At 60.4% G+C, this 19,974-nt stretch carries 14 protein-coding genes; 1 reads left to right on the top strand and 13 read right to left on the bottom strand.

The window, feature by feature from the left end; all coding sequences use genetic code 11:
• Nucleotides 1–3: 3 nt before the first annotated feature.
• The 13 genes from WC421_06875 to WC421_06815 all read right to left on the bottom strand — a co-directional run bounded on the left by WC421_06875 (nt 4) and on the right by WC421_06815 (nt 19,503).
• Complete coding sequence (locus tag WC421_06875; GenBank protein ID MFA5161953.1) at nt 4–1,086, bottom strand: glycosyltransferase family 9 protein; 1,083 nt, start codon at nt 1,084–1,086, stop codon at nt 4–6.
• Nucleotides 1,083–8,216 carry a glycosyltransferase gene (locus tag WC421_06870; GenBank protein MFA5161952.1) on the bottom strand — a complete coding sequence of 2,378 codons (7,134 nt, stop codon included), beginning with the start codon at nt 8,214–8,216 and terminating at the stop codon, nt 1,083–1,085. The genes WC421_06875 and WC421_06870 overlap by 4 nt, the downstream gene beginning before the upstream one ends.
• Nucleotides 8,216–9,241 carry a class I SAM-dependent methyltransferase gene (locus tag WC421_06865; protein ID MFA5161951.1) on the bottom strand — a complete coding sequence of 342 codons (1,026 nt, stop codon included), beginning with the start codon at nt 9,239–9,241 and terminating at the stop codon, nt 8,216–8,218. Before WC421_06865 ends, WC421_06870 begins: the two co-directional genes overlap by 1 nt.
• Before the next feature lie 160 nt (nt 9,242–9,401).
• On the bottom strand, nt 9,402–10,124 hold the full coding sequence (locus tag WC421_06860; protein ID MFA5161950.1) for a hypothetical protein: 723 nt from the start codon (nt 10,122–10,124) through the stop codon (nt 9,402–9,404).
• Nucleotides 10,125–10,550: 426 nt separating this feature from the next.
• Nucleotides 10,551–10,949: a PilZ domain-containing protein gene (locus WC421_06855; GenBank protein ID MFA5161949.1), complete on the bottom strand. Its 399-nt coding sequence runs from the start codon at nt 10,947–10,949 to the stop codon at nt 10,551–10,553.
• A gap of 255 nt (nt 10,950–11,204) precedes the next feature.
• Entirely contained in the window at nt 11,205–11,333 is a 129-nt protein-coding gene (locus WC421_06850; protein MFA5161948.1) for a hypothetical protein, read from the bottom strand.
• Between the two features lie 65 nt (nt 11,334–11,398).
• Nucleotides 11,399–12,106: a methyltransferase domain-containing protein gene (locus tag WC421_06845; protein MFA5161947.1), complete on the bottom strand. Its 708-nt coding sequence runs from the start codon at nt 12,104–12,106 to the stop codon at nt 11,399–11,401.
• Nucleotides 12,099–13,931 carry a TonB-dependent receptor gene (locus tag WC421_06840; protein ID MFA5161946.1) on the bottom strand — a complete coding sequence of 611 codons (1,833 nt, stop codon included), beginning with the start codon at nt 13,929–13,931 and terminating at the stop codon, nt 12,099–12,101. Before WC421_06840 ends, WC421_06845 begins: the two co-directional genes overlap by 8 nt.
• A 63-nt stretch (nt 13,932–13,994) precedes the next feature.
• Nucleotides 13,995–14,417 (bottom strand): hypothetical protein, encoded by a 423-nt coding sequence (locus WC421_06835; protein ID MFA5161945.1) that lies wholly within the window; start codon nt 14,415–14,417, stop codon nt 13,995–13,997.
• The gene (locus WC421_06830) at nt 14,414–14,944 is read right to left on the bottom strand and encodes a hypothetical protein (protein ID MFA5161944.1); all 531 of its coding nucleotides are present in this window, start codon (nt 14,942–14,944) and stop codon (nt 14,414–14,416) included. The genes WC421_06835 and WC421_06830 overlap by 4 nt, the downstream gene beginning before the upstream one ends.
• Before the next feature lie 70 nt (nt 14,945–15,014).
• Nucleotides 15,015–16,412 (bottom strand): SAM-dependent chlorinase/fluorinase, encoded by a 1,398-nt coding sequence (locus WC421_06825; protein ID MFA5161943.1) that lies wholly within the window; start codon nt 16,410–16,412, stop codon nt 15,015–15,017.
• Nucleotides 16,409–17,593, bottom strand: a complete 1,185-nt coding sequence (gene pseC, locus WC421_06820; GenBank protein MFA5161942.1) for a UDP-4-amino-4,6-dideoxy-N-acetyl-beta-L-altrosamine transaminase — start codon at nt 17,591–17,593, stop codon at nt 16,409–16,411. The genes WC421_06825 and pseC overlap by 4 nt, the downstream gene beginning before the upstream one ends.
• An 80-nt stretch (nt 17,594–17,673) precedes the next feature.
• A complete protein-coding gene (locus WC421_06815) occupies nt 17,674–19,503 on the bottom strand; it encodes a glycosyltransferase family 39 protein (protein MFA5161941.1) in 1,830 nt (609 codons plus the stop codon).
• 242 nt (nt 19,504–19,745) lie between these two features.
• Between WC421_06815 and WC421_06810 the strand changes: the two genes are divergently transcribed.
• The coding region (locus WC421_06810; protein ID MFA5161940.1) for a hypothetical protein at nt 19,746–19,974 on the top strand (229 nt) is incomplete at its 3' end.

Below are 19,974 nucleotides of genomic sequence, written 5' to 3'. Positions count from 1 at the left end.
CGGCTATGCCGTTTTCACTGGCATCAGCTTGCGCGCGGCAGCAACTATTTTTTCCGCCGGCAGATGGTCAAGACAGAAATACTCGCTGTTTTTGCACTTCGGGCTGAAATAGCAGCGGCACTCTTTGTCCGGCTCCACGATGGCGCCGCTGCCGTAAAGCTCAAATTCGCGCGGGTTGAAAATGTTGTTGAGCAGCACGATTTTTTTGCCCAGCCCGGCGGCGATATGCAGCGCCATTGTAACGCCGGTTACCACCATATCGGTCTGCGCCACCAGGTTTATGAACTGGCGCAGCGGAAAGTATCCCGGATACAGCGCGCCGCTTTCCTTCGCAATCAGAAGGTTGCGCTTATGCTCGGCCTCGCCGCCCAGCAGCAGCACGCCAAACCCCGCGCGCCTTAAGCCCCGGGCCGCGTCTATCCACGTCTGCTCCGGCAGCAGGCGGCTGGTCCAGCGCCCGCCGCAGCCGGTGTTGAGGCCGGCCAGCGGGCGCAGCAGCTTCAAATCCCATTCATAGCCGTCCTGCGAAAAATCCGGCAGCAGGTATTTTTCGCCGGAGAATTTCCAGCCGCAGATTTCAAAAATCTCCTGCGGATAGCTTTTGACATTGGCTTTGTTGGCGTCGTCAAAGAGCCCGGTGAAATACTTATGGAACGCCGCCTTGTCCGCCGGCGCGGCCTTGCCACCCTTGAGAATAAACCCGCGCTTTACTTTGGCGCGGACGCGGTTTGCCAGGGCGCAGGCTTCAAAATCCTTGTCCAGGCTGAACACGAAATCAAAGCGGGTTTCCTCTATCTGCAGGACAGAGGCGAGGCTGAAATTAAGCTTGCGATCCACCTCGTCCGGCAGCAGTTCCGGCGTGTTGGTGAGCCACCATATTTCCGCGTCCGGATGGACCGATTTTATTTTCCGCAAAAGCGGGGTGGTGCGGATAACATCGCCTATCGCGCCCAGCTTGATAATCAGGTAGCGGCGGCCCGTTTTTTCATACTGCGGGCAGCGGCAGCGGACGCCGCTCTGCTTGTGCGGCGCGCAGGGCGCAAGCGCGCGGAAATGCCGGCAATCGGCGGAGATTTTCTGCGTCATTGCTCGCGCCTTATGTTGAGGATTTCGCGGAAGGTCTGGCGGGCGGCTTCCATGGAATAGCGTTTTCTCATAAGCTCCAGTCCGTTGCGTGATATTCTCTCCCAAAGGTCGCGGTTGGCGTAAAGCTGCTCTATCGCGGCGGCAAATTCCTCCGGCGCGTCGGCAATCAGCACATCCGCGCCGTTTTGCAGACACATCCCCTCGCAGGCCGCGCTTGTGCCCACCGCCGGCAGCCCGTAGCAGAGGCTGGAAAGGATTTTGCATTTTACGCCCGCGCCGAAACGGATGGGCGCGATCGACAACCGGTGCCGCGCGAAGGCCGGCGCCAGGTCCTTCATGAACCCTTCTATGATAATATCGTCGGCGGCAAGCTGTTTGATGACATCCGGCATTTTGCTGCCTATAATATGGAATTTCACGCCCGGCAGCTTTTTGCGGACCAGCGGGAAAATTTCGGATACGAAATAGCGCACCGCGTCCACATTGGGAGTATGCTGGTAGCCGCCCACGAACATTATGCCGGAGCGCATGTCGAAATCGTTGTCGCTGCCGTGCACGTCGCGCGGCGGCGGAATTACCGCCACCCGCAGCGCGGGATTTTCCTTCATAAGAATATCCCTTTCCAGCGGGCTGACGACTACAGTGCAGTCCGCCATGGCGGCCACGCCCAGCTCCTGCTTGCGGGTATGCTCGGCTGCGATGGCGATGGCGGGGTTGTTTTCCAGCGCAGCCTGCCGGCTTTCCCGGATAAAATGCAGATCTTCGGTGTCAAAAATCACCACGGCCTTGTGGCAATATTTGCGGACATTGGCTATATGCGGCTCCGCTATGTAGGGCCGGCAGAGCATGACCGCGTCATACTCCGCGCCGCGCTCCTGAAGATGCTTTTCAACGGAGCCGATGTGGGGCTGGTACTGGCATTCAACGCCTATGCGCTGCAAATCGGCGGTGTAGCGGTCTATGTAGACCAGATTGTCCGGGATGAAGGTGACTTTATAGCCCAGCGCGCGGAAATTAAGCAGATGGTTGTACACCGTCAGCGAGCCGGCGTCCTGGTCCGGCGTGAGGGTACAGGCGTCTATCACCAGAATTCTTTTGGAAACGCTGCGCTCTTTCTCGTATTCCGGGTTTTCCGCGTTGGGCCGGTGGAAAGCCAGTGTGGCAAGCCATTTGTCGCGGAACTTTTCCGCGTTAACCATCTGATGCTTCTTGACGCCGGAGTTTATATCGGTCCCGCAGGAGACGCCCTCAAAATGCGTTATCACCGACAGGGGCTGGTAATACACCTTCCTGCCCGCCTGGCGCACCTTGAACGCGAAATCGGAATCCTCGCAGTAGGCCGGGGCGTAATCCGTGTCAAAACCGCCCAGCCGGTTCCACAGCTTAAGCGGGACGGCGATGCACGCGCCGGAGCAGTAGTCAACCTCGCGCAGATAGTTGTACTGCGGTTTGGAGGCGTCGTCCAGCCGGCCGTAATTCCAGCCGGAGCCGTCGCGCCAGATTATGCCGCCCGCCTCCTGAAGCCGCCCGTCGGGGTAAACCAGCTTGGCGCCGGCAAGGCCGGCGTCCGGCGCGATGTCAAAGGTGCCCAGCAGTTCCTTCATCCAGCCGGGGTGGACCAACGTGTCGTTGTTGAGGAAAACGGCATACTCGCCCCGCGCGCGGCTGGCGCCCAGATTGCAGGAGCGCAAAAATCCCAGGTTCCGGCTATTGCCTATCACGCGGATGCCTTCAATATACGAAAGCATTTTCGCCGTCAGGTCCGGGGAGCGGTCGTCAACCACTATCACCTCATATGGCACCACGGTGTTTTGCTGTATGGATTGCAGGCAGTTGAAGGTGAAATTGTACTGGCCGTGCACCGGAATTATTATGGAAACCTTCGGCTCCGGCCATTTGGTGAAACACAACGGGCGGCTGCGCAGCTTGTCCCAGAATTTAGTTTCCTCAATAAACGAGGGATATGTGGGCGTATGGCTCAGCAGCCTGCCCGAAACGCGGAACACCAGCCGCTTGAGGAACCATCTCGTCTGCGGCGAAACCGGCAGCCGGCGGTAAACTTTTTTTCCGATTTCCACCAGCTTGAGGCCCAGCCGCAGCCTCATCTTCTCGCATTTGCCGGCGGGCGCGGTTTCCTCCGCGGGCGCCGCGGCCCCGGCGGGCAGCATGCCGCAGACGCGCAGCATTTTGCGCGCGGCCCTGCCCGCCAGCCTGCCCGGATGCGTCAGCCGCCAGGAGCGCGAATACATCACTTCCGCCACCAGTTTCTCACCGGACAGCAGGCGTTTTGCCAAATCGTGAATCTGGGCATCCTTCTGAACCGTCTCCGCCTGCCGTTTTTCCAGCTCGGAACACACCTGGGACAGCTCGGAGCGGATTTTGCCCGCCTCCTCCCGCGACTGCGCCAGTTCCGCGCGCGCGGAGGCCGCGTCCCGGCAGGAGGCGTCAATCTCCTTTTCAAGCAAAGCGGCCCTGTCGGCTGCGGACCGGACGTCGGCGGCGGCGTCGGATTGCAGCCGCGCGTTGGCGGCGCGCAGCCGGCCCGCCTCGGTCTGGAATTTTTCGGAGTCGGCGCGCGCGGCTTCAAGCTCGGCGCGCGACCTGCCCGCTCCGGCCAGCGAATTATTGAGCTCCCCGCGCAGCTTTGCGAAATCCGCATGCAGTTTTGAAGTCTCGGCGCGGGATTTGTCCAGTTCCGAACGGACACCCTCAAGCTCCCCGCGCGCGGACGCAGCTTCACGGCGCGAGGCTTCCAGCCCGCTTTCCAGAGCTGTTGTTTTTTCGGAGGCGGCTTTGGCATGCGCGGCGGCCTCCGCGCGGGTCTGGGCCAGTTCGTTGTTGAGCAGCGATATTTCGGTTTGCGCGCGGGAGGTTATGGCATGCGCCTGGTCCAGCCCGGAGCTCAGCCGCGCGGACTGGGCGCGCTCCCTCAGCGCTTCAGCGCGGAATTTATCCGCATCCGCCCGCGCGCCGGACAGCTCGCCGCGCGTTTTTTCAAGTTCCGTCTCCAGCGATTTGGCCCGGTTGCTTCTCTCGTCAAATTCGGCAGTCAAACGTTTATGGTCGGCGCGCGCTCTTTCAAGCTCGGATTCCAGCAATTTGCTTCGGCGCAGACGCTCTTCGGAAAGCGCGGCGGCTTCGGCGCGGAATTTATCGGAATCCGCTTTAAGCCTGCCGTGCGCGGCGCGCAGCAAATTTAGTTCCGTCTCCAGCGATTTGGCGTATTTCGCTTTTTCCTCAATCTCGCCCTTGAGACGGCGGTATTCGCCGCGGACCTTTTCAAGTTCGGTTTCCAGCGACTTGGCCAATTTCGTCCGCTCGTCCAGCGCGCTGCCAAGGCTTGAAGAATCCGCGCGGGCTTTTTCAGCCTCCGCCTTCACCCCGGCGAAGGCAGATTTAAGCGAATTTAGTTCCGTCTCCAGCGATTTGGCGTATTTCGCTTTTTCCTCAATCTCGCCCTTGAGACGGCGGTATTCGCCGCAAGCTTTCTCAAGTTCGGTTTCCAGCGACTTGGCCCATTTCGTCCGCTCATCCAGCACGCTGTTAATGTTGGCGCAGTCCGCCCGGGCTTTGTCCGCCTCTGCTTTCACCCCGGCGAAGGCGGCTTTAAGTGAATTAAGCTCCGTATCCAGCGACTTGGCCCACTTCGCTTTTTCCTCAAGCTCGCCGTTGAGACGGCGGTATTCGCCGCGGGCTTTTTCAAGCTCCGCTTCCAGCGACTTGGCCCATTTCGTCCGCTCGTCCAGCGCGCTGTTAAGGCTTGAAGAATCCGCGCGGGCCTTTTCGGCCTCCGCTTTCAGCCCGGCGAAGGCGGCTTTAAGCGAATTAAGCTCCGTATCCAGCGACTTGGCCCAGTTGCTTCGCTCGTCAAATTCGGCGGACAGGCGCTTATGGTCGGCGCGCGCTTTTTCAAGTTCCGCCTCCAGCGATTTGCCCCAGCGCAGCCGCTCTTCCGACATGGCGGAGATTTCCGCATGGGCTTTGGCAAAATCCCTGCGCGTCTTTTCAAGCTCCGCGTCCAGCGATTTCGCCCATTTCGCTTTTTCCTCAAGCTCGCCGTTAAGGCGCGCACAATCCGCGCGGGCCCTGTCAGCCTCGGCTTTGAGCCCGCCGAAAGCGGGCTTGAGGGAATTAAGCTCCGTATCCAGAGACTTGGCCCACTTCGCTTTCTCCTCAAACTCGCCGCTAAGGCGGCGGTGTTCGCCGCGGGCTTTCTCAAGCTCGGTTTCCAGCGACTTGGCCCATTTCGTCCGCTCGTCCAGCGCGCTGTTAAGGCTCGAAGAATCCGCGCGGGCCTTTTCAGCTTCCGCTTTCACCCCGGCGAAGGCGGTTTTGAGCGAATTAAGCTCCGTATCCAGCGACTTGGCCCAGTTGCTTCGCTCGTCAAATTCGGCGGACAGGCGCTTATGGTCGGCGCGCGCTTTTTCAAGTTCCGCCTCCAGCGATTTGCCCCAGCGCAGCCGCTCTTCCGACATGGCGGAGATTTCCGCATGGGCTTTGGCAAAATCCCTGCGCGTCTTTTCAAGCTCCGCGTCCAGCGATTTCGCCCATTTCGCTTTTTCCTCAAGCTCGCCGTTAAGGCGCGCACAATCCGCGCGGGCCCTGTCAGCCTCGGCTTTGAGCCCACCGAAAGCGGGCTTGAGGGAATTAAGCTCCGTATCCAGAGACTTGGCCCACTTCGTTCTTTCATCCAGTTCTTCATTAATACGGCGGTATTCGCCGCGGGCCTTTTCAAGTTCGGTTTCCAGCGATTTGGCCCATTTCGTCCGCTCATCCAGCACGCTGTTAAGGTTCGAGGAATCCGCGCGGGCCTTTTCGGCCTCCGCTTTCAACCCGGTGAAGGCGGCTTTAAGCGAATTAAGCTCCGTATCCAGCGACTTGGCCCAGCCGCTTCTCTCGTCAAATTCGGCGGACAGACGCTTATGGTCTACGCGCGCTTTTTCAAGCTCCGCCTCCAGCGATTTGCCCCAGCGCAGCCGCTCTTCCGACATGGCGGAGATTTCCGCATGGGCTTTGGCAAAATCCCTGCGCGTCTTTTCAAGCTCCGCGTCCAGCGATTTCGCCCATTTCGCTTTTTCCTCAAGCTCGCCGTTAAGGCGCGCACAATCCGCGCGGGCCCTGTCAGTCTCGGCTTTGAGCCCGCCGAAAGCGGGCTTGAGGGAATTAAGCTCCGCGTCCAGCGATTTCGCCCATTTCGCTTTTTCCTCAAGCTCGCCGTTAAGGCGCGCACAATCCGCGCGGGCCCTGTCAGCCTCGGCTTTGAGCCCGCCGAAAGCGGGCTTGAGGGAATTAAGCTCCGTATCCAGAGACTTGGCCCACTTCGCTTTTTCCTCAAGCTCGCCGTTGAGACGGCGGTATTCGCCGCGGGCTTTCTCAAGCTCCGCTTCCAGCGACTTGGCCCATTTCGTCCGCTCGTCCAGCGCGCTGTCAAGACTTGAAGAATCCGCGCGGGCCTTTTCAGCCTCCGCTTTCAACCCGGCGAAGGCGGCTTTAAGCGAATTAAGCTCCGTATCCAGCGACTTGGCCCAGCCGCTTCTCTCGTCAAATTCGGCGGACAGGCGCTTATGGTCTACGCGCGCTTTTTCAAGCTCCGCCTCCAGCGATTTTCCCCAGCGCAGCCGTTCTTCCGACATGGCGGAGATTTCCGCATTGGCTTTGGCGGAATCCCTGCGCGTTTTTTCAAGTTCCGCGTCCAGCGATTTGGCCCATTTGGTTCTTTCCTCAAATTCGCCGTTGAGACGGCGGTATTCGCCGCGCAGCTTTTCCAAATCCGCTTCCAGCGACTTGCCCCAGCGCAAACGATCCTCTGAAAGGGCCGCTTCCTGCCGGGCGCGCTCGCCTGCCGACAATCCGGCGCGCAGGCTGTCCGCTTCCACGGCAAGGGCGTCATGCGCGGCGCGCAGGGATTTCAGCTCCGCGTCCAGCGAGCCGGCGCGGTTGTTTCTCTCGTCAAATTCGCGTATGAGCTGGCGGTATTCGCCGCGGGTCTTGTCCAGCTCCGCCTCAAGCGATTTGCCCCAGAGCAGCCGCTCCTCCGACATGGCGGAGAGTTCGGATAGTTTCTTCTCGGTCTCGGCGCGGAATGTGTCAAACTCGCGGCGGGCCAGGGCCGCCTCTTCGCGGGCTTTGCCGGCCTCGGCGCGCAGTTTTTCGGCCTCGGCCCTGTTCTGTCCGGCGGATTTGGCGGCCTCGTAGGCGGTTTTGAGCAGGCTGTTTTCCGGCACATGCGCCGCGCCGGAAGAGGCCAGCCCGTCCAGATGCGAAATGATTTTGCCCCTGTATTCGGCCAGCACCGCCGGATGGTTGGCCGGGTCCACCGCCATGGTTTGCAGCCCCCATTCCCAGACAAGGGCGGCCATGTAAAGCGCGCCGTCGGGCATTCCGTTGAGATGGGAGAACAAATCCCCCGCGCGCAGCGCCTTCATGGCGGGGGAATAGAAAAGGCTCCGGTAGGCTTCCTTGGCAAAAAACAGCGTGGGATGGCTGAATTCAAAATCTATAAGCCGCCATTTGCCGCCGGAGAAGAGGAAATTGCGATCCAGTATGTCGCCGGTGGACCAGACCAGCCTCATCCCGTTTTTGTGGGAGCGGACGCATTCGCCAAGATAATCAAAAGCCGCCTTGCGGACGGATTCCTCATGCGGGAAAATGCCGCGCAGCAGGGCGGAGTATTTTTCCAGCTCGGCGTTGACAAACTCGTCGGACGCCGGCTCGCCCCATGACCAGATTTCATCCAGCGCGGCGCGCACTATCGCAGCCGAGTCCGCCGCGGGGACTTTGCCCGCCGCGCACAACTGCTCCAGCGAGGCGGAATGCTCTATGTAATCCTCAACGAAATACACGCCTTTGTCCGCCGTTATGGCGGCGTGCAGCGCGGGAATGCCGAAAGTCTGCGCCCTTGAATAGAGCGAGTAGATTTTTTCTATATGCGCGGGCGCGGTCCCCAGCGCGTCCGGCACGAAGCGCACATGCAGTTCCGGCCTGCCGGATATGTAAACCGAAAACCGCTTCTGCGTTTTCTCCTGCGGGCGGTTGACCTGATTGAGCGCCAGCCGCAGCGACGCGCCCTTGGCCTGCTCTTTGGAGAGCAGCCCCTTCTCTCGCAGAAGCGTTATGACGCGCGGCGCCATCAGCTTTGCCCCCCGGCTGGTTTTACGGCGGCAATCCCGTAGGACGGGCAGAACAATTCCGCCGCGCCGTTGGCGGCCAGCGCCTTGTAAAGCGGTTTCAGCAGCGGCGCGCAGGCCAGCGGCAGGCCGTTGTCATGCTCCTCCCAGTTCAGCCGGCCCGCCAGCAGCCATTTGTTGACCTGGGAAAGCGGCACCATATCGCGTATTATTTTGTAATCCGGGAAACAGCCGTAAACCTCGGAAACCGCGAACCCCGCGCCTTCAAGCATGCGGCGGTAATCCGCCAGCGTCCAGGTTCTGGCGCGCAGGGGACGGTCCTGCCGCTGCTGGCGGTGGCGGGCGTTGGCCTCGTCAAAATCCAGTATGTTCACATACGGCAGGCAGGTATGGTCGTCCGGCGAGCCCAGGACGTATTTAAGGCCCAGCGCGTTTTCTATCCCGATGTAAAGCAGCCCGCCCGGTTTCAGCAGCGAGAACGCCTTCGCAAGCGCCTGTTCCTGAAGCGCGCGGACGGGGCCGTCATGTCCCAGCGCTATCCACTCAAGCGAGCCGTTGAAAATGATTCCGTCAAACCGCTCCGCCGCCAGCGGATAGGTGAGGAAATTGCCGCACAGGCAGGCGGGGGCGACGCCTTCCTGCCGCGCGATTTCGCGCAGCACGGAAAGCCGTCCCTCGGAAATATCAAGGCAGAATACCGACAATCCCCTTTTTGCCAGCGGAATTGCCGCCTGCCCCCAGCCGGAGCCGACGTCCAGGAAATTGCCTTCCTGCGGCAGCGGCAGCATTTCAAGGAAAAGGCCGCGCCCCCTGTCGGTTATAATGCTGTAGAGCCAGGGATTGCTTTTATGGTATTTTTCGCGGACGACGTCCAGCCAGGGCCGCTTTTTAAGTTCGTCCAAAATCTCGTTTTCCCTGCCTTCAACGTCGGAATAGGAGCCGAGCGCTCCGGTTTCCACCCAGATGCCATCCTTCCGGGAAACCGGACCGCCAGCCAGAACAGATTCCGCCGCCGTCTCCTCAGCCATCAGAACTCCTGGAGATGACATTTATTTTACGCCTTTTGTATTGCGAAATATGCCGGAGTTCACCGGCAGCCGCATTGGCGAAAAACACACTTAAGACGCCTTATGCAATTATAGCCAAACGGAGGGCTCCTCTGCAACGGAAAAGAGAAGGCCGGCCGCGCTACTGATTGCAGGCGCAGGCGCGCTGGCTGTTATAAGCGGTTGCGTCGGCGGTTGTGTCGACGGTGCATCTGCCTGTTGTTATGATAAAAAATGAGCACCCTATCGCTTGATTACAGCCCGGCGAAGACCACGTGTCCGTAATTCCCAATGTGTTTAGCACCGACTGGCAGTGCGCGTCGGTTCCGGCGGAGCCGGCATAGGTTTTGGTGGCTGCATTGTAGCCGCCATGCGAGGAGCATGTTGTAGTGCAGGAAGACCCGTCTCCCCCTTGACCTCTAGTTCCCGCATACCAGTGAAAGCATGAGGGCGAGCTTTGACTCAACGTTCCGCTGTTGCAGGTTACGGTAACGGCGGAGCCCACCCACACAGCCCTGGAGTCTGAAACAGACGTGCTTCCCCCGTGGGCCAGCGCGCCGACACTGCCGCTGCAATTTGACCATGTAACGGTCTGCGCCAGGCAGCCGCACTCGCTGAGCGTTATATTGGAGCCGTGCTTTGCTATAAACCCGTTTGTTCCGGTCCATTCGCCCGCGCTGTAGACCGGAACGTAAAGCGCATGCCCCGTGTTGTTGGTTACGACTTTACAGGTCCCGAAGGCGTCTATGCGCAAATTGCCGCCGTTGGCGATGCTGATGTTTTCCTGCGCCGAAACGGCTGCCGCAACCGTCATTGCCAGCGTTATGACGGAAATTACCATTTTCCCCGCGCCGAATGAATTCATATCCCCTGCCTCCAAACTCCGCAAAATGCGCGAATTGCTATCGCGCAGAATTTTGAGCTGGTCAGATGGCTAGGGAAAATCAAGCGGGGAAATAAAACGGCGGCCATCATTTCCAGCTAGGAAGATAACCAGAAATGACAAGCCGCCTTCACTTGGCCGCAAAGCCAAGCTATCAAGCGGCCTCAATCCAGTTCTTCCTATGCCCCTTCCCGCAAGGAAAGTGAGCGCACCATGCTCTTACGCATGGTCCCGGTGAAGCCTAAACTTCTCAAATTGTGTTTTGTTTGCCGGTTAAACCTCCCGCGCAAAACCTTTCACAGTGAGATTGTATATTCCGGCGGCAGCCGTGTCAATCCATTTCCCCGACACCGACAGCGTCCGTTTTTTTTGGACAACGGAATTGGGATTGCAGGACAAAAGGGTTGCTCAGGAGGGGAGCGGGCCCGGCCCGGTTTTGCTTATTATGAACTTGTCCAGCAATTGCGCGGTTTCCTGCGGCATGTTGACAAATTCCAGGCCGGTATTCCACCCGAAAGCCGACAAATTTTTAACATGGACCGTCCGCACCACGCGGGCCTGGCCGGTTATAATGTCGTTTTTTGCCGCGCCGGGCGCGCAGCCGGACTGCTCCGCGAACGCCTGCAGGCCGGCAAATCCCATTTCAAAATACACCACCCGGCCCGCTTCCAGCGGTTCCGAAATCTCTATAAGCAGCCCGCCCGCGCTTACATTTTTGCACACAGCCGGACTGCGGGGATTGGTGAGCCGGAACATGGTCATCTTCAGCGCCCCCCGCCAGCCGCGCGTATATCTGCGCCGTTCCATGATACCGAATTCTAAATAAAACCCGGCGGCAATATCAAGGGCTGCGCAACCCACAACATCACCCATTTTTTCCACGATGCCATATTTTGCTGTCCCGTATTGCCGGAAACAACCGCGCGAATAAAAAAACAAATGTCAAAAATAACGACGTCCGTCATCGAACGAAACACACGAAAAGGCTCTGGAACAAGGCGGGAACAACTACCGGAAACTTTTTTGTTCCCTTTTCGTGTGTTTCGTGGTTTGATTCCGTTTTCACTGCCATTTGCCAATACACCACAGCTTTTCAAAAAATGGGATATCCATGACCGGCATGGACTGCCAGCCGGGGTAGTCAAAATGCCGCCATTCAGAGGGCAGGCCGGAAAACCCCGCGCAGCGCATTGCATCCTCCGGGGCCTTGCGGTTTTTAGCGGCGGGGGGCGAGCTTTCCCGCCCGGCCCCAGCAGCTACCTCACGGGCTTGAAACCGCAGGAGTAGAAATAGCTTCCGTTGTCCACCACAATATTTTCAAACCCGGCGGCGGCATAGAGAGCGCGCACAGCCTCGTCCGATTCCAGCATATGGCTTTCCACTTCCGGGCTTTTGCGGTGATGGTTGTTAAGCTCTTCCCGGCTCATGGAATGCGCGATATAAAGCCCGCCGCCAGCTTTGAGATAGCGGAAGGAGTTGGAGAACAGCGCCCGCCTGTCCCCGAAATGCGGATAGGCGTTGTAGACGATTATCCTGGAGAATGTTTCCTCCGGGAAAAGGCCCTTTTCCAGATAATCAGCCACGAGGATTTTAAGCCGGGGAAACTTGCGGGAGAACTCCAGCGCCATTTTCCCGGAAAAATCCAGGCTCAGCGGATTTTTAACGCCGCGTTTCAGCAGAAAAGGCGTCAGCGCTCCTGTCCCGCAGGCTACATCCAGAACGCAATCCCCCGGCCCCGGATTTATCCTGTCCAGGATTTTGTTTATGACTTTCCCGATTGTTTTCCTTTCCATGCTGTCCCAGACGGGGGCCAGCCTGTCAAAAAATTCCCGCGTTCCGGCGGCGGATTTTCCCGCGCGGGCGCGCCGCGCGGGAGGAGCCCCGCCGTGGCCGCAGCGCGCCCGGAGGCCGCCGGCGCGGCCCGCCGTTTTGACGGTCCGCGCCGGTTTCTTGCGGCTAACCATTGCGCCCCCCGAACAGGACTTTCACGCCGGCGTTTATCGTCAGCCCGGGCTGCAGGAACTGGCCCGTGAACGCCGTGTTGGTGGCGTAAATGACATAGCGCCTGTCAAAGAGGTTGTTTATCCCGGCAAACAGCCTGAACCCTTCCGACAGGTTGCGCCAGCCGCTCAGATTCACGGTGAATATGTCGTTAAGCGGCACGGCGCGGTTGTCGCCGCCGTAGTAGCCGCCGGCATACTGGCAGTTGGCCATGAGGCCGGTTCCGCCGTCCTCAAAAACCAGTCCGGCAACGGCGGTATTGGCGGGACGCCCGGTCGTCCGGATGCCCGGGTCCAGGAAGGTGTAATTGGCCGACAGCGCGAGTCCGCCGGTTAGATCGTATTTAGCCTCGCCCTGGAATCCCCGGAACAGATAATCGCCCACGTTCCGGTACAGGCCGGACTGCACCTGTATAAGGTCATGCCCCTCGGTCATATAGGCGCTTGCGCGCAGGTGGAGACGCTCCGCCGGGCGGTATTTGACGCCGGCTTCATACCCCCAGGCCGTTTCGGGCTTGAGGTTCGGGTTGCTGACCGGGAAGGCGTAAAGCTCGCTCATCTGCGGGAAGCGGATACCCTTTGAAACGACGGCATACGTTTCCACCTCGTTCCAGGGCTTTACCGCCAGCCCCGCGGAGGGAACGCCTATGGCGGCATTATTGTTGTCGCCGGTCAGCCGTAACGCGCCGTTGGCCAGAAGCATTGTCCCCAGCGGCGATTGCGCCGCGGCGTAGGCGGCGTATTCATACCTGTTATACGCCTGATTGGGGGTGGTGGAGAAGGCGTAACGTTCCGCCCCCATCCAGGAGTATTCCGCGCCGGCGTCGGCCCGCGCGCCGGAATCGCCCGCCCAGCCGCCTTTGACCAACGCGCCGTAGGTATTGTCGTCGGAAAGCCAGCCGTTGGAAAACGAATGGCGCCCGTAGGTGTTGTAGAGCTTGGCCGCGCCCGTCCAGCCGTCGTTTTTGTATCCGGCGGAAAGGTCCGCCGCGCCGCGGCGATAGTCAAACCACGACGTCGCCGACGGGGCGAGGTCCACGGGAGCGGGGTCGTATTCCGTGCCGGAATAGAGGGTGTTCCGCAGCCGCAGCCGCCAGTTGTCGTTTACCTTGCGGCCATACTCGATGGTATAATCCCCGGCGTCGTAGGACGAGTTGTTGGTGAACCCGTCGCTGGCGCGCCGCTCACCGGCGGCGAAGAAATCGTTGTTTCCGCTGGAGGCGCCGCCCCGCACCCGCAGCAGCCGGGTGTTGTGGGAGCCGTAGGACGCCGTTACATCGCCCTCGAAGGGGGATTGCGCCCCGCGCGTTACGATATTTACCGCGCCGCCTATCGCGCCGGAGCCAAACAGCGCGGAGGCGGGGCCTTCAACAACCTCCACCCGCTCCACGTTGTTGAGCGTGAGCGAATGGGTAACAACGCAGCCGAAAAACGGCATTTTCTCCGGCCTGCCGTCCACCATGACCGAGATGCGCGTTCCGTTGTCGCCGAAGCCGCGTATGTCCGGGTCGGCCCTGCCGAATTCGTTTGTCCGGCGCACGAATATGCCGGGCAGCAGCCCCAGCCCGTCGGCGGCGGAGGCGTAGCCGGCGGCTTCCATGCGGCCGCCGTCAAGCGTCAGCGTCGGGGCGATATCCGAAGGCGGGCTTGTGGAAACCGACAGGGCCGCCGTCCCCTCCGGCGCGGCGATCATGGAATTGAGCCTCGGCCCCGCCAGCTGGGCCAAAGCCCCCGAAGGCATTAGAGCGGCTCCCAGCACAACCGTTGTTACAACTGCGCGGACAGACATTGTGAAACCTCCTTTTGTGTTATTACTTATTTTGATTTGGTATTACCGAATACCAAAAAAAATTCACTCCGGCGCGATATCGCCCGGCACCGCCGCCCGCGCCAGCGAGGCGCGCCTTACGCCGCGCACCGCGCCAAGCTCGGCTGCCAGCTTTTCCAGCCCGGCGGGCAGCCCGCAGGCGGTTACAACCTCCAGGCACATGTGATGCGTCAGGTGGACATGCTGCGAAACGATTATCCTCACGCCGGAATCGTGCTGTATCCTGGTAAGCTCGCGCAGGGTTTCCCGCCCGTGATGGTCGTAGAGCATGGTTATCACGCCGTAGGCGGCTTTTGCGCCCTTCCACCCCTGGTCCAGCACATGCCCGCGCACCAGCGCGCGCAGCGCGTCGGAACGCGTCGGCAGCCCGCGGTGGAGGCGGAACCGCTCCAGCTTTTCCAGAATGTCCGGCTCCAGCGAGGCGCTGAAGCGGCGTATTTTTCTCATTCGTTCCCTGTCATTTTGCGCGCAAACGCCGGCAGCGCGGCAATCTGCGCAAGCGCCGCCGGAATCCCCGGCAGCAGCGCGGCGGCAAGCCCCGGCATCCCGGCGTTCTGCGTGAACGCGGCGCCGGCGGCCAGAAAAGCGGCGCGCCCCGCTATCACGGCCCCCAGCAGCGCAAGCCGGGAGGAAAGGCGCATGTTCTGGCGCAGGAACCCTGCGGCAAAGCCGTAAACCGCTATTTCCGGCCCCATGACCGGCAGCAAAGCCGCCGCCGGCATCCCGGAGAGCGCAAAACTGGCCGCGGGCGCGGCCAGCCCGGCCATAAGCCCGCCCCGCCAGCCGTAAACAAGCCCCGCCGCCAGCACCGGCCAGTGCATGGGCAGAATTACGCGCACGGGCGCGCCCGCAAGATGGCACAAAGCGGGAAGCGCAACCGCCGCCGCCACCAATCCGGCCTGAAAAATAAGCGCTCTGGACGTTTTGTAATCCAGCACCAGGGATTTTTCCACTGAAAGCGCGGCTGTCTGCATATCAAAACCTCCGTACGGTATTACTATTTTGCCATTTTTATTACGGGGACGGCAATTCTCCGGCGGCGGCTTATTCCGAAAAGGGGATGTCCATGACCGGCATGGACTGCCAGCCGGGATAGTCAAAATGCCACCATTCCGACGGCAGGCCGGAAAATCCCGCGCCGCGCATTGCGTCTTCCAGGGCTTTGCGGTTTGTGGCCGCAGCCGGAGAAGCCCCGCTCCAGTCCCGGGCGGCGCGCTCGGAGAAATCGTCAAATTTGGTGGGCAGCTCCAGCCATTTGCCGGAGCCGTCGCATAAAGCCGCGTCCACCGCCATCCCCCTGTTGTGGCGCGAGCCTTTGGCCGGGTCTGCCACGAAACGCTCGTCCGGCACCAGCGCCCAGAATTTGCGCTGCACCGACAGCGGCCTGTAGCAGTCCAGCACGCACAGCCTGTTAGGCGCGGCAAGCGCGGCGGCTTTTGCCAGCGCGTCGGCGGCGGGTTTTCTTAAATAACATTTGGCGGCGGGGTAAACGGTTTTGCCGGTGAAATTATCCGGCCCGGCATAGCGTATGTCAAAAACAATGCCCCCGTGCGGGGCTTTTTCCATGTCAATCAGCGCCGGATCCGGCAGGCGGATAGTGATTTCGTCCCCGGTTTTCATGCCGGAAAGCCGGGCGAAATCGCCGCGGTTCACCGCCAGCGCCAGCAGCCCGCGCGAATTGATATAGGCCAGCGGCGCGCCCTCGCCCGCGTCGCCGAAGGCGCGGACAAACACCGCCTCCAGTGAACGCCCCCTGCTTGTTACCGCTACGGTGGAGCCGGCCACAAGCCCGGAGCGGGCGACGGACTCCTCACCTATATCCGTCCAGATATTGCCGTAGGGGGCCTCCGCGTGAACAGCCGAGCCGGAAAATTCCCGCCCGTCAAAAGACGCCTGCTTCCAGCTTGACATCGCCGGTTTCACGGGCGGGCCCAGCCGGGCGAAAACCGAGTCGTCCATGGCCAGCCGCGCCGCCACGGGAGAAAACACGTCCCGGCCATGGAACGTGGCCGACACCGGCTGCCTGAAAAACTCCCCGTTTTCCAGCGCGACCGCGCGTCTGAGGCCGAAACGGAGAACCGGCAGCGTAAAAATGCCGTTGTCCGGCCCGACGAAGAACTGGCCGGTTTCGGTTTCCAGGGCTATGGCTTTGCGCGCCGTGCCCACGCCGGGGTCCACCACCGCGGCAAAGACGGTTCCGCGCGGCCACATCGCGGCCTGGCCCGCCAGCAGGAAAGAGGCCAGCCGGATGTTGAACGGCTCCACGTTATGCGTCATGTCCGTTATCCGGGCTTGCGGGAAAACATTGAGCATGGCAGCCTTGCACAGCGCGACGGAATCGTCTGTCAGGCCAAAATCGCTCAGGAAAACTATGTCCGCGCCGGCGGCGGACGGAGCCGCCGCAAACGCCGCCAGCAGCGCGGACAGGAACGCTTTTTTCACCGCGTCCCCAGCGAGCGGACCGCGTCTGTCACGCGGCGCGCCTCGGCATTGGTCATGCCGTAAAACAGCGGCAGGCTGACGGCGCGGCTGTAGTAATACTCCGCGTTGGGATAATCGCCGGGCTTGTAGCCGTATTGCTGCCGGTAATACGGATGCAGATGCGGCGGGATGTAATGCACGTTAAGCCCTATCCTCCAGCGCGAGGCGAATTCCGAAAAAACCTCCGCGCGGGTTTTGCCTATGCGCGCGAAATCAAACAGCGGGGCGTAAATGTGAATGGCGCTCTTTCCGCCGGGCCTTTCGCGCGGTATCCGCACAAAATCCAGCGGCGCGAAAGCCTCATCGTACATCGCGGCGATTTCGCGCCGCCGCAGGATGAACCTGGAGAGCTTGGCAAGCTGGGAAGTCCCGACGGCGGCATGTATCTCGGACAGGCGGTAGTTAAAGCCCAGAATCTGCATCTCGTTATGCCACGGCCCGTCGGGGACAAGGGAAAACTGCGCGGGATCCTTTGTTATCCCGTGGGTGCGCAGCAGCAGCAGCGTCTGATAGAGTTTTTTGTCATTGGTGGTTACCGCGCCGCCCTCGCCTGTGGTGATGTTTTTGACCGGATGGAAGGAGAAAGTCGTCATGTCCGCATATTTGCAGGAGCCCACCGCCGCGCCGCAGCGGTAGCGGCTGCCTATGGCCTGCGCGGCGTCCTCTATGACGGTCATGCCGCGCGGCCTGGCCAGGGCGCAAATCTCCTCCATATCCGCCGGCCTGCCGGCGAAATCAACGGGGATTACGGCTTTTACGCGCGGGTTCAGCCGGCGCTCTATTTCGGCGGGGCTTATATTATAGGTGTCCGGCTCTATGTCCGCAAAGACCGGTTTGGCTCCCGCGTAGGCTATGCAGTTGCAGGAGGCGGCGAATGTCATGGCGGAGGTTATAGCCTCGTCGCCGGGCTTGAGCCCGGCTGCCAGCGCGGCTATATGCAGCGCCGCAGTGCCGTTGGCCACGGCGACGGCGTATTCCGCGCCGGTGATGCGGCGCAGGCCGGCTTCAAATTCCTCTATCCCGGGCCCCTGTGTCAGCCAGTCGCTCCTTAATGCCCGGACGGCGGCCCTTGCATCCTCATGGTCAATGTACTGCCGTCCGTAGCCCAGAAATCTCAGGTTTTTCGTTTTGTCCCGATTCATATATCCCCTTGCCAAAAGCCCGCATACACCGAATGCGGGTGAATATCCAAATATTATCAAACTGCGGCTGGCGGCGGAAATTATTTATCCGGCAAGCCGGTTTTCCTCAGCCTTTCCACCGCGGCTTTAAGCTCCGTATTGCCCGGGGACAACCGCACCGCCTCCAGGCCGTTGCGCAGGGCGCGTTTTTTGTCTCCCATTGCGGCATAGGCAAGGAACAGGTTTTTGCGCGCCGTTTCAGACTGCGGGTCAAGCCTGGCGGCGGTTTCCATGAGGGAGACGGCCTCCTCCCGCTCGCCAATCTCAAACAGAAGCGCGCCCTTGTCCAGATACAGGTCCGCGTTGTCTGGATAAAATTTTATTCCGGCGTCATAGATGCTGCGCGCCTGGGTTTTATACCCCAGCCGGTCGCTTATAAGCGCGCCGTTGATAACGGCCTCCGCCGTAACTCTTGCCGGGTCCGCGTCAAAGGCGCGGCGCAGCGCGTCAAGCGACAAATCGTCCTTGTGCTGCACCGCATAAATAACCGAGAGCTGCGACCAGCTTTGCGCCTCCACAGGCCGCGGATTGAGGAAAGGCGGCAGCCATAGCAGTATCAATAGCGGCAATGCCGCCGCCAGCCGCCGGCCCGGAATATTTCTCCAGAAACCGGCCTCTGTAAGCCGCGCAAGCGCGCCGCCGGCGAATATCAGCAGGAAAACAAGCGCCGGAAGGCGGTATCGCTCCATCACCGATGTCGCGATGACAGACGCGGAATACAAAACCGCCAGCGCCGCCAGCATGGCGGAGCGCCGGTTCCAGTCCCAGAGCAGGCAGATGCCCAGCAGCCCCGCGCTGCAGGCGAACAGGAAGCCCGGCAGAGGCCAGCCCAGCAAGGTGCGGAAATTCTCCGCCACAAAGGCGAGATTATACATGTCCGGCGGCTCAAAATGATTGAAGTAGATATAGGTTTTGCGCGCGGTCAGCTTCAGCCAGTCAAGCGGATGTTCTTTTATAAACCGCAAACCCTTGCGGAACCAGAACGAGGATATTTCGGAAGGCTTCAGCAGCCGTCCGGACTCCTGGCAGGCGGCGGCGGAGCTTTGCGCCTCCTCCAGCAGCGGCGCGCTGGAAATTCCGTCCGGGTAATCCATCGCGCCGATGGCCGTGCCGTTGTTGCCGATATAGAACACGAAACCGCCGGTGTAATTTATAAGCACGAAATCCCTGCTGGCGATATAGTTGTGCAATGTGGCCGGCAGCACCGGCAGCGCGATGCCCAGAAAAAACAGCGCGATGGTCTTTGCAGGTTTTAACACCGGCCCGCGCAGCAGCCAGAAAGCGGGTATCACCGCCAGCGCGGGCAGGATATTTCCTCTGGACAGCGCCGCCCAGCCGCCGCACAGGCCGCACAGGAATACGCCGCGCCCGGTGTCCAGAACGCGCAGCGCCAGCAGCGACAGGAGCGAGAAGCTGAAAATGACCCAGGTCTCTTTCAGCAGGACCGCGCTGTACATTATGAAAGGGACATAGACCGCGCACATAATGCCCGCGGTAACCCCGGCCTTTTTTCCGAAACACCGCAGCGCCGCCAGCGCGATTATGACAGCCGACGCGGCGGAAATGAAAGCCTGTATCAGCAGCATGTATATTTGATTTGCGCCGAAAATTTTGAATACGCCGGCCAGCAGATAAGGGTAAAACGGGGACTGATAAAACGCCTTGTCGCGGATGAAATGTCCGGACAGAATGTCCCTGGCCCATTGCTGATGCACCCAGGCGTCCACGACGGGAAACGGATAATATGGCGTTTGCCGCCATTGCAGCAGGAACAGAAGGCGCAGCGCCAGCGCAAGCAGGAATATCGCGGCAAGCCAGTGCCGCCCCAGAAAAGCCAGCCACGCGCCCATGCGGGACTGATTGTCGTTCATCGGGAATCATGGTAGCTATTGCGCGGAACCCAAGTAAAGCCCGCGCTGAAAAATCAGGCCTTGACTTGTGCGCGGGAAGGGGTATACTATACCAGGAGCACGGTGAAGTTGCAGTGCGGCGGTTCTTGAAAGGCAGTCTTCTCGGCAATGCGCGTGTGCGCATGTGCGCTGGAGAGGAGTAAGTTTTTTTATTGGAACCGCGGTCGCAAACTGTGCAGCGGGAACACACTTAAGGAGGAGTTATGAACAAACACGGAGCGACGCTGGTTGAACTGCTGGCGGCTGTGGGAGCCCTGGCAGCGATGGCGCTGACTATAGCGGCCATGTCCGGGATGGTGGCGACTTCCAACGCATCCATGGACAAGAACGCGCTTGCCCTCAGCCAGGCAAACGTGGCGCTTGAAACCGTCATAGACGGGGTTAAGAATTCCCCCGTAATGCCGGGTTCCATACCCCAGACGGTGGCAACAC

The sequence above is a fragment of the Elusimicrobiales bacterium genome (assembly GCA_041651175.1).
Lineage (GTDB): Bacteria > Elusimicrobiota > Elusimicrobia > Elusimicrobiales > Elusimicrobiaceae > JAQTYB01.
This window is presented reverse-complemented; position numbering and strand designations above follow the sequence as displayed.

Bases quoted from the DNA above. Each gene is read 5' to 3' on its own strand.
- WC421_06835 (MFA5161945.1), bottom strand. From the start codon at position 14,417: ATGAGAAAAATACGCCGCTTCAGCGCCTCGCTGGAGCCGGACATTCTG.
- WC421_06850 (MFA5161948.1), bottom strand. From the start codon at position 11,333: ATGCGCTGCGCGGGGTTTTCCGGCCTGCCCTCTGAATGGCGGCATTTT.
- WC421_06855 (MFA5161949.1), bottom strand. From the start codon at position 10,949: ATGGAACGGCGCAGATATACGCGCGGCTGGCGGGGGGCGCTGAAGATG.
- WC421_06875 (MFA5161953.1), bottom strand. From the start codon at position 1,086: ATGACGCAGAAAATCTCCGCCGATTGCCGGCATTTCCGCGCGCTTGCG.
- WC421_06845 (MFA5161947.1), bottom strand. From the start codon at position 12,106: ATGGTTAGCCGCAAGAAACCGGCGCGGACCGTCAAAACGGCGGGCCGC.
- WC421_06865 (MFA5161951.1), bottom strand. From the start codon at position 9,241: ATGGCTGAGGAGACGGCGGCGGAATCTGTTCTGGCTGGCGGTCCGGTT.
- WC421_06830 (MFA5161944.1), bottom strand. From the start codon at position 14,944: ATGCAGACAGCCGCGCTTTCAGTGGAAAAATCCCTGGTGCTGGATTAC.
- WC421_06860 (MFA5161950.1), bottom strand. From the start codon at position 10,124: ATGAATTCATTCGGCGCGGGGAAAATGGTAATTTCCGTCATAACGCTG.
- WC421_06840 (MFA5161946.1), bottom strand. From the start codon at position 13,931: ATGTCTGTCCGCGCAGTTGTAACAACGGTTGTGCTGGGAGCCGCTCTA.
- WC421_06815 (MFA5161941.1), bottom strand. From the start codon at position 19,503: ATGAACGACAATCAGTCCCGCATGGGCGCGTGGCTGGCTTTTCTGGGG.
- pseC (MFA5161942.1), bottom strand. From the start codon at position 17,593: ATGAATCGGGACAAAACGAAAAACCTGAGATTTCTGGGCTACGGACGG.
- WC421_06870 (MFA5161952.1), bottom strand. From the start codon at position 8,216: ATGGCGCCGCGCGTCATAACGCTTCTGCGAGAGAAGGGGCTGCTCTCC.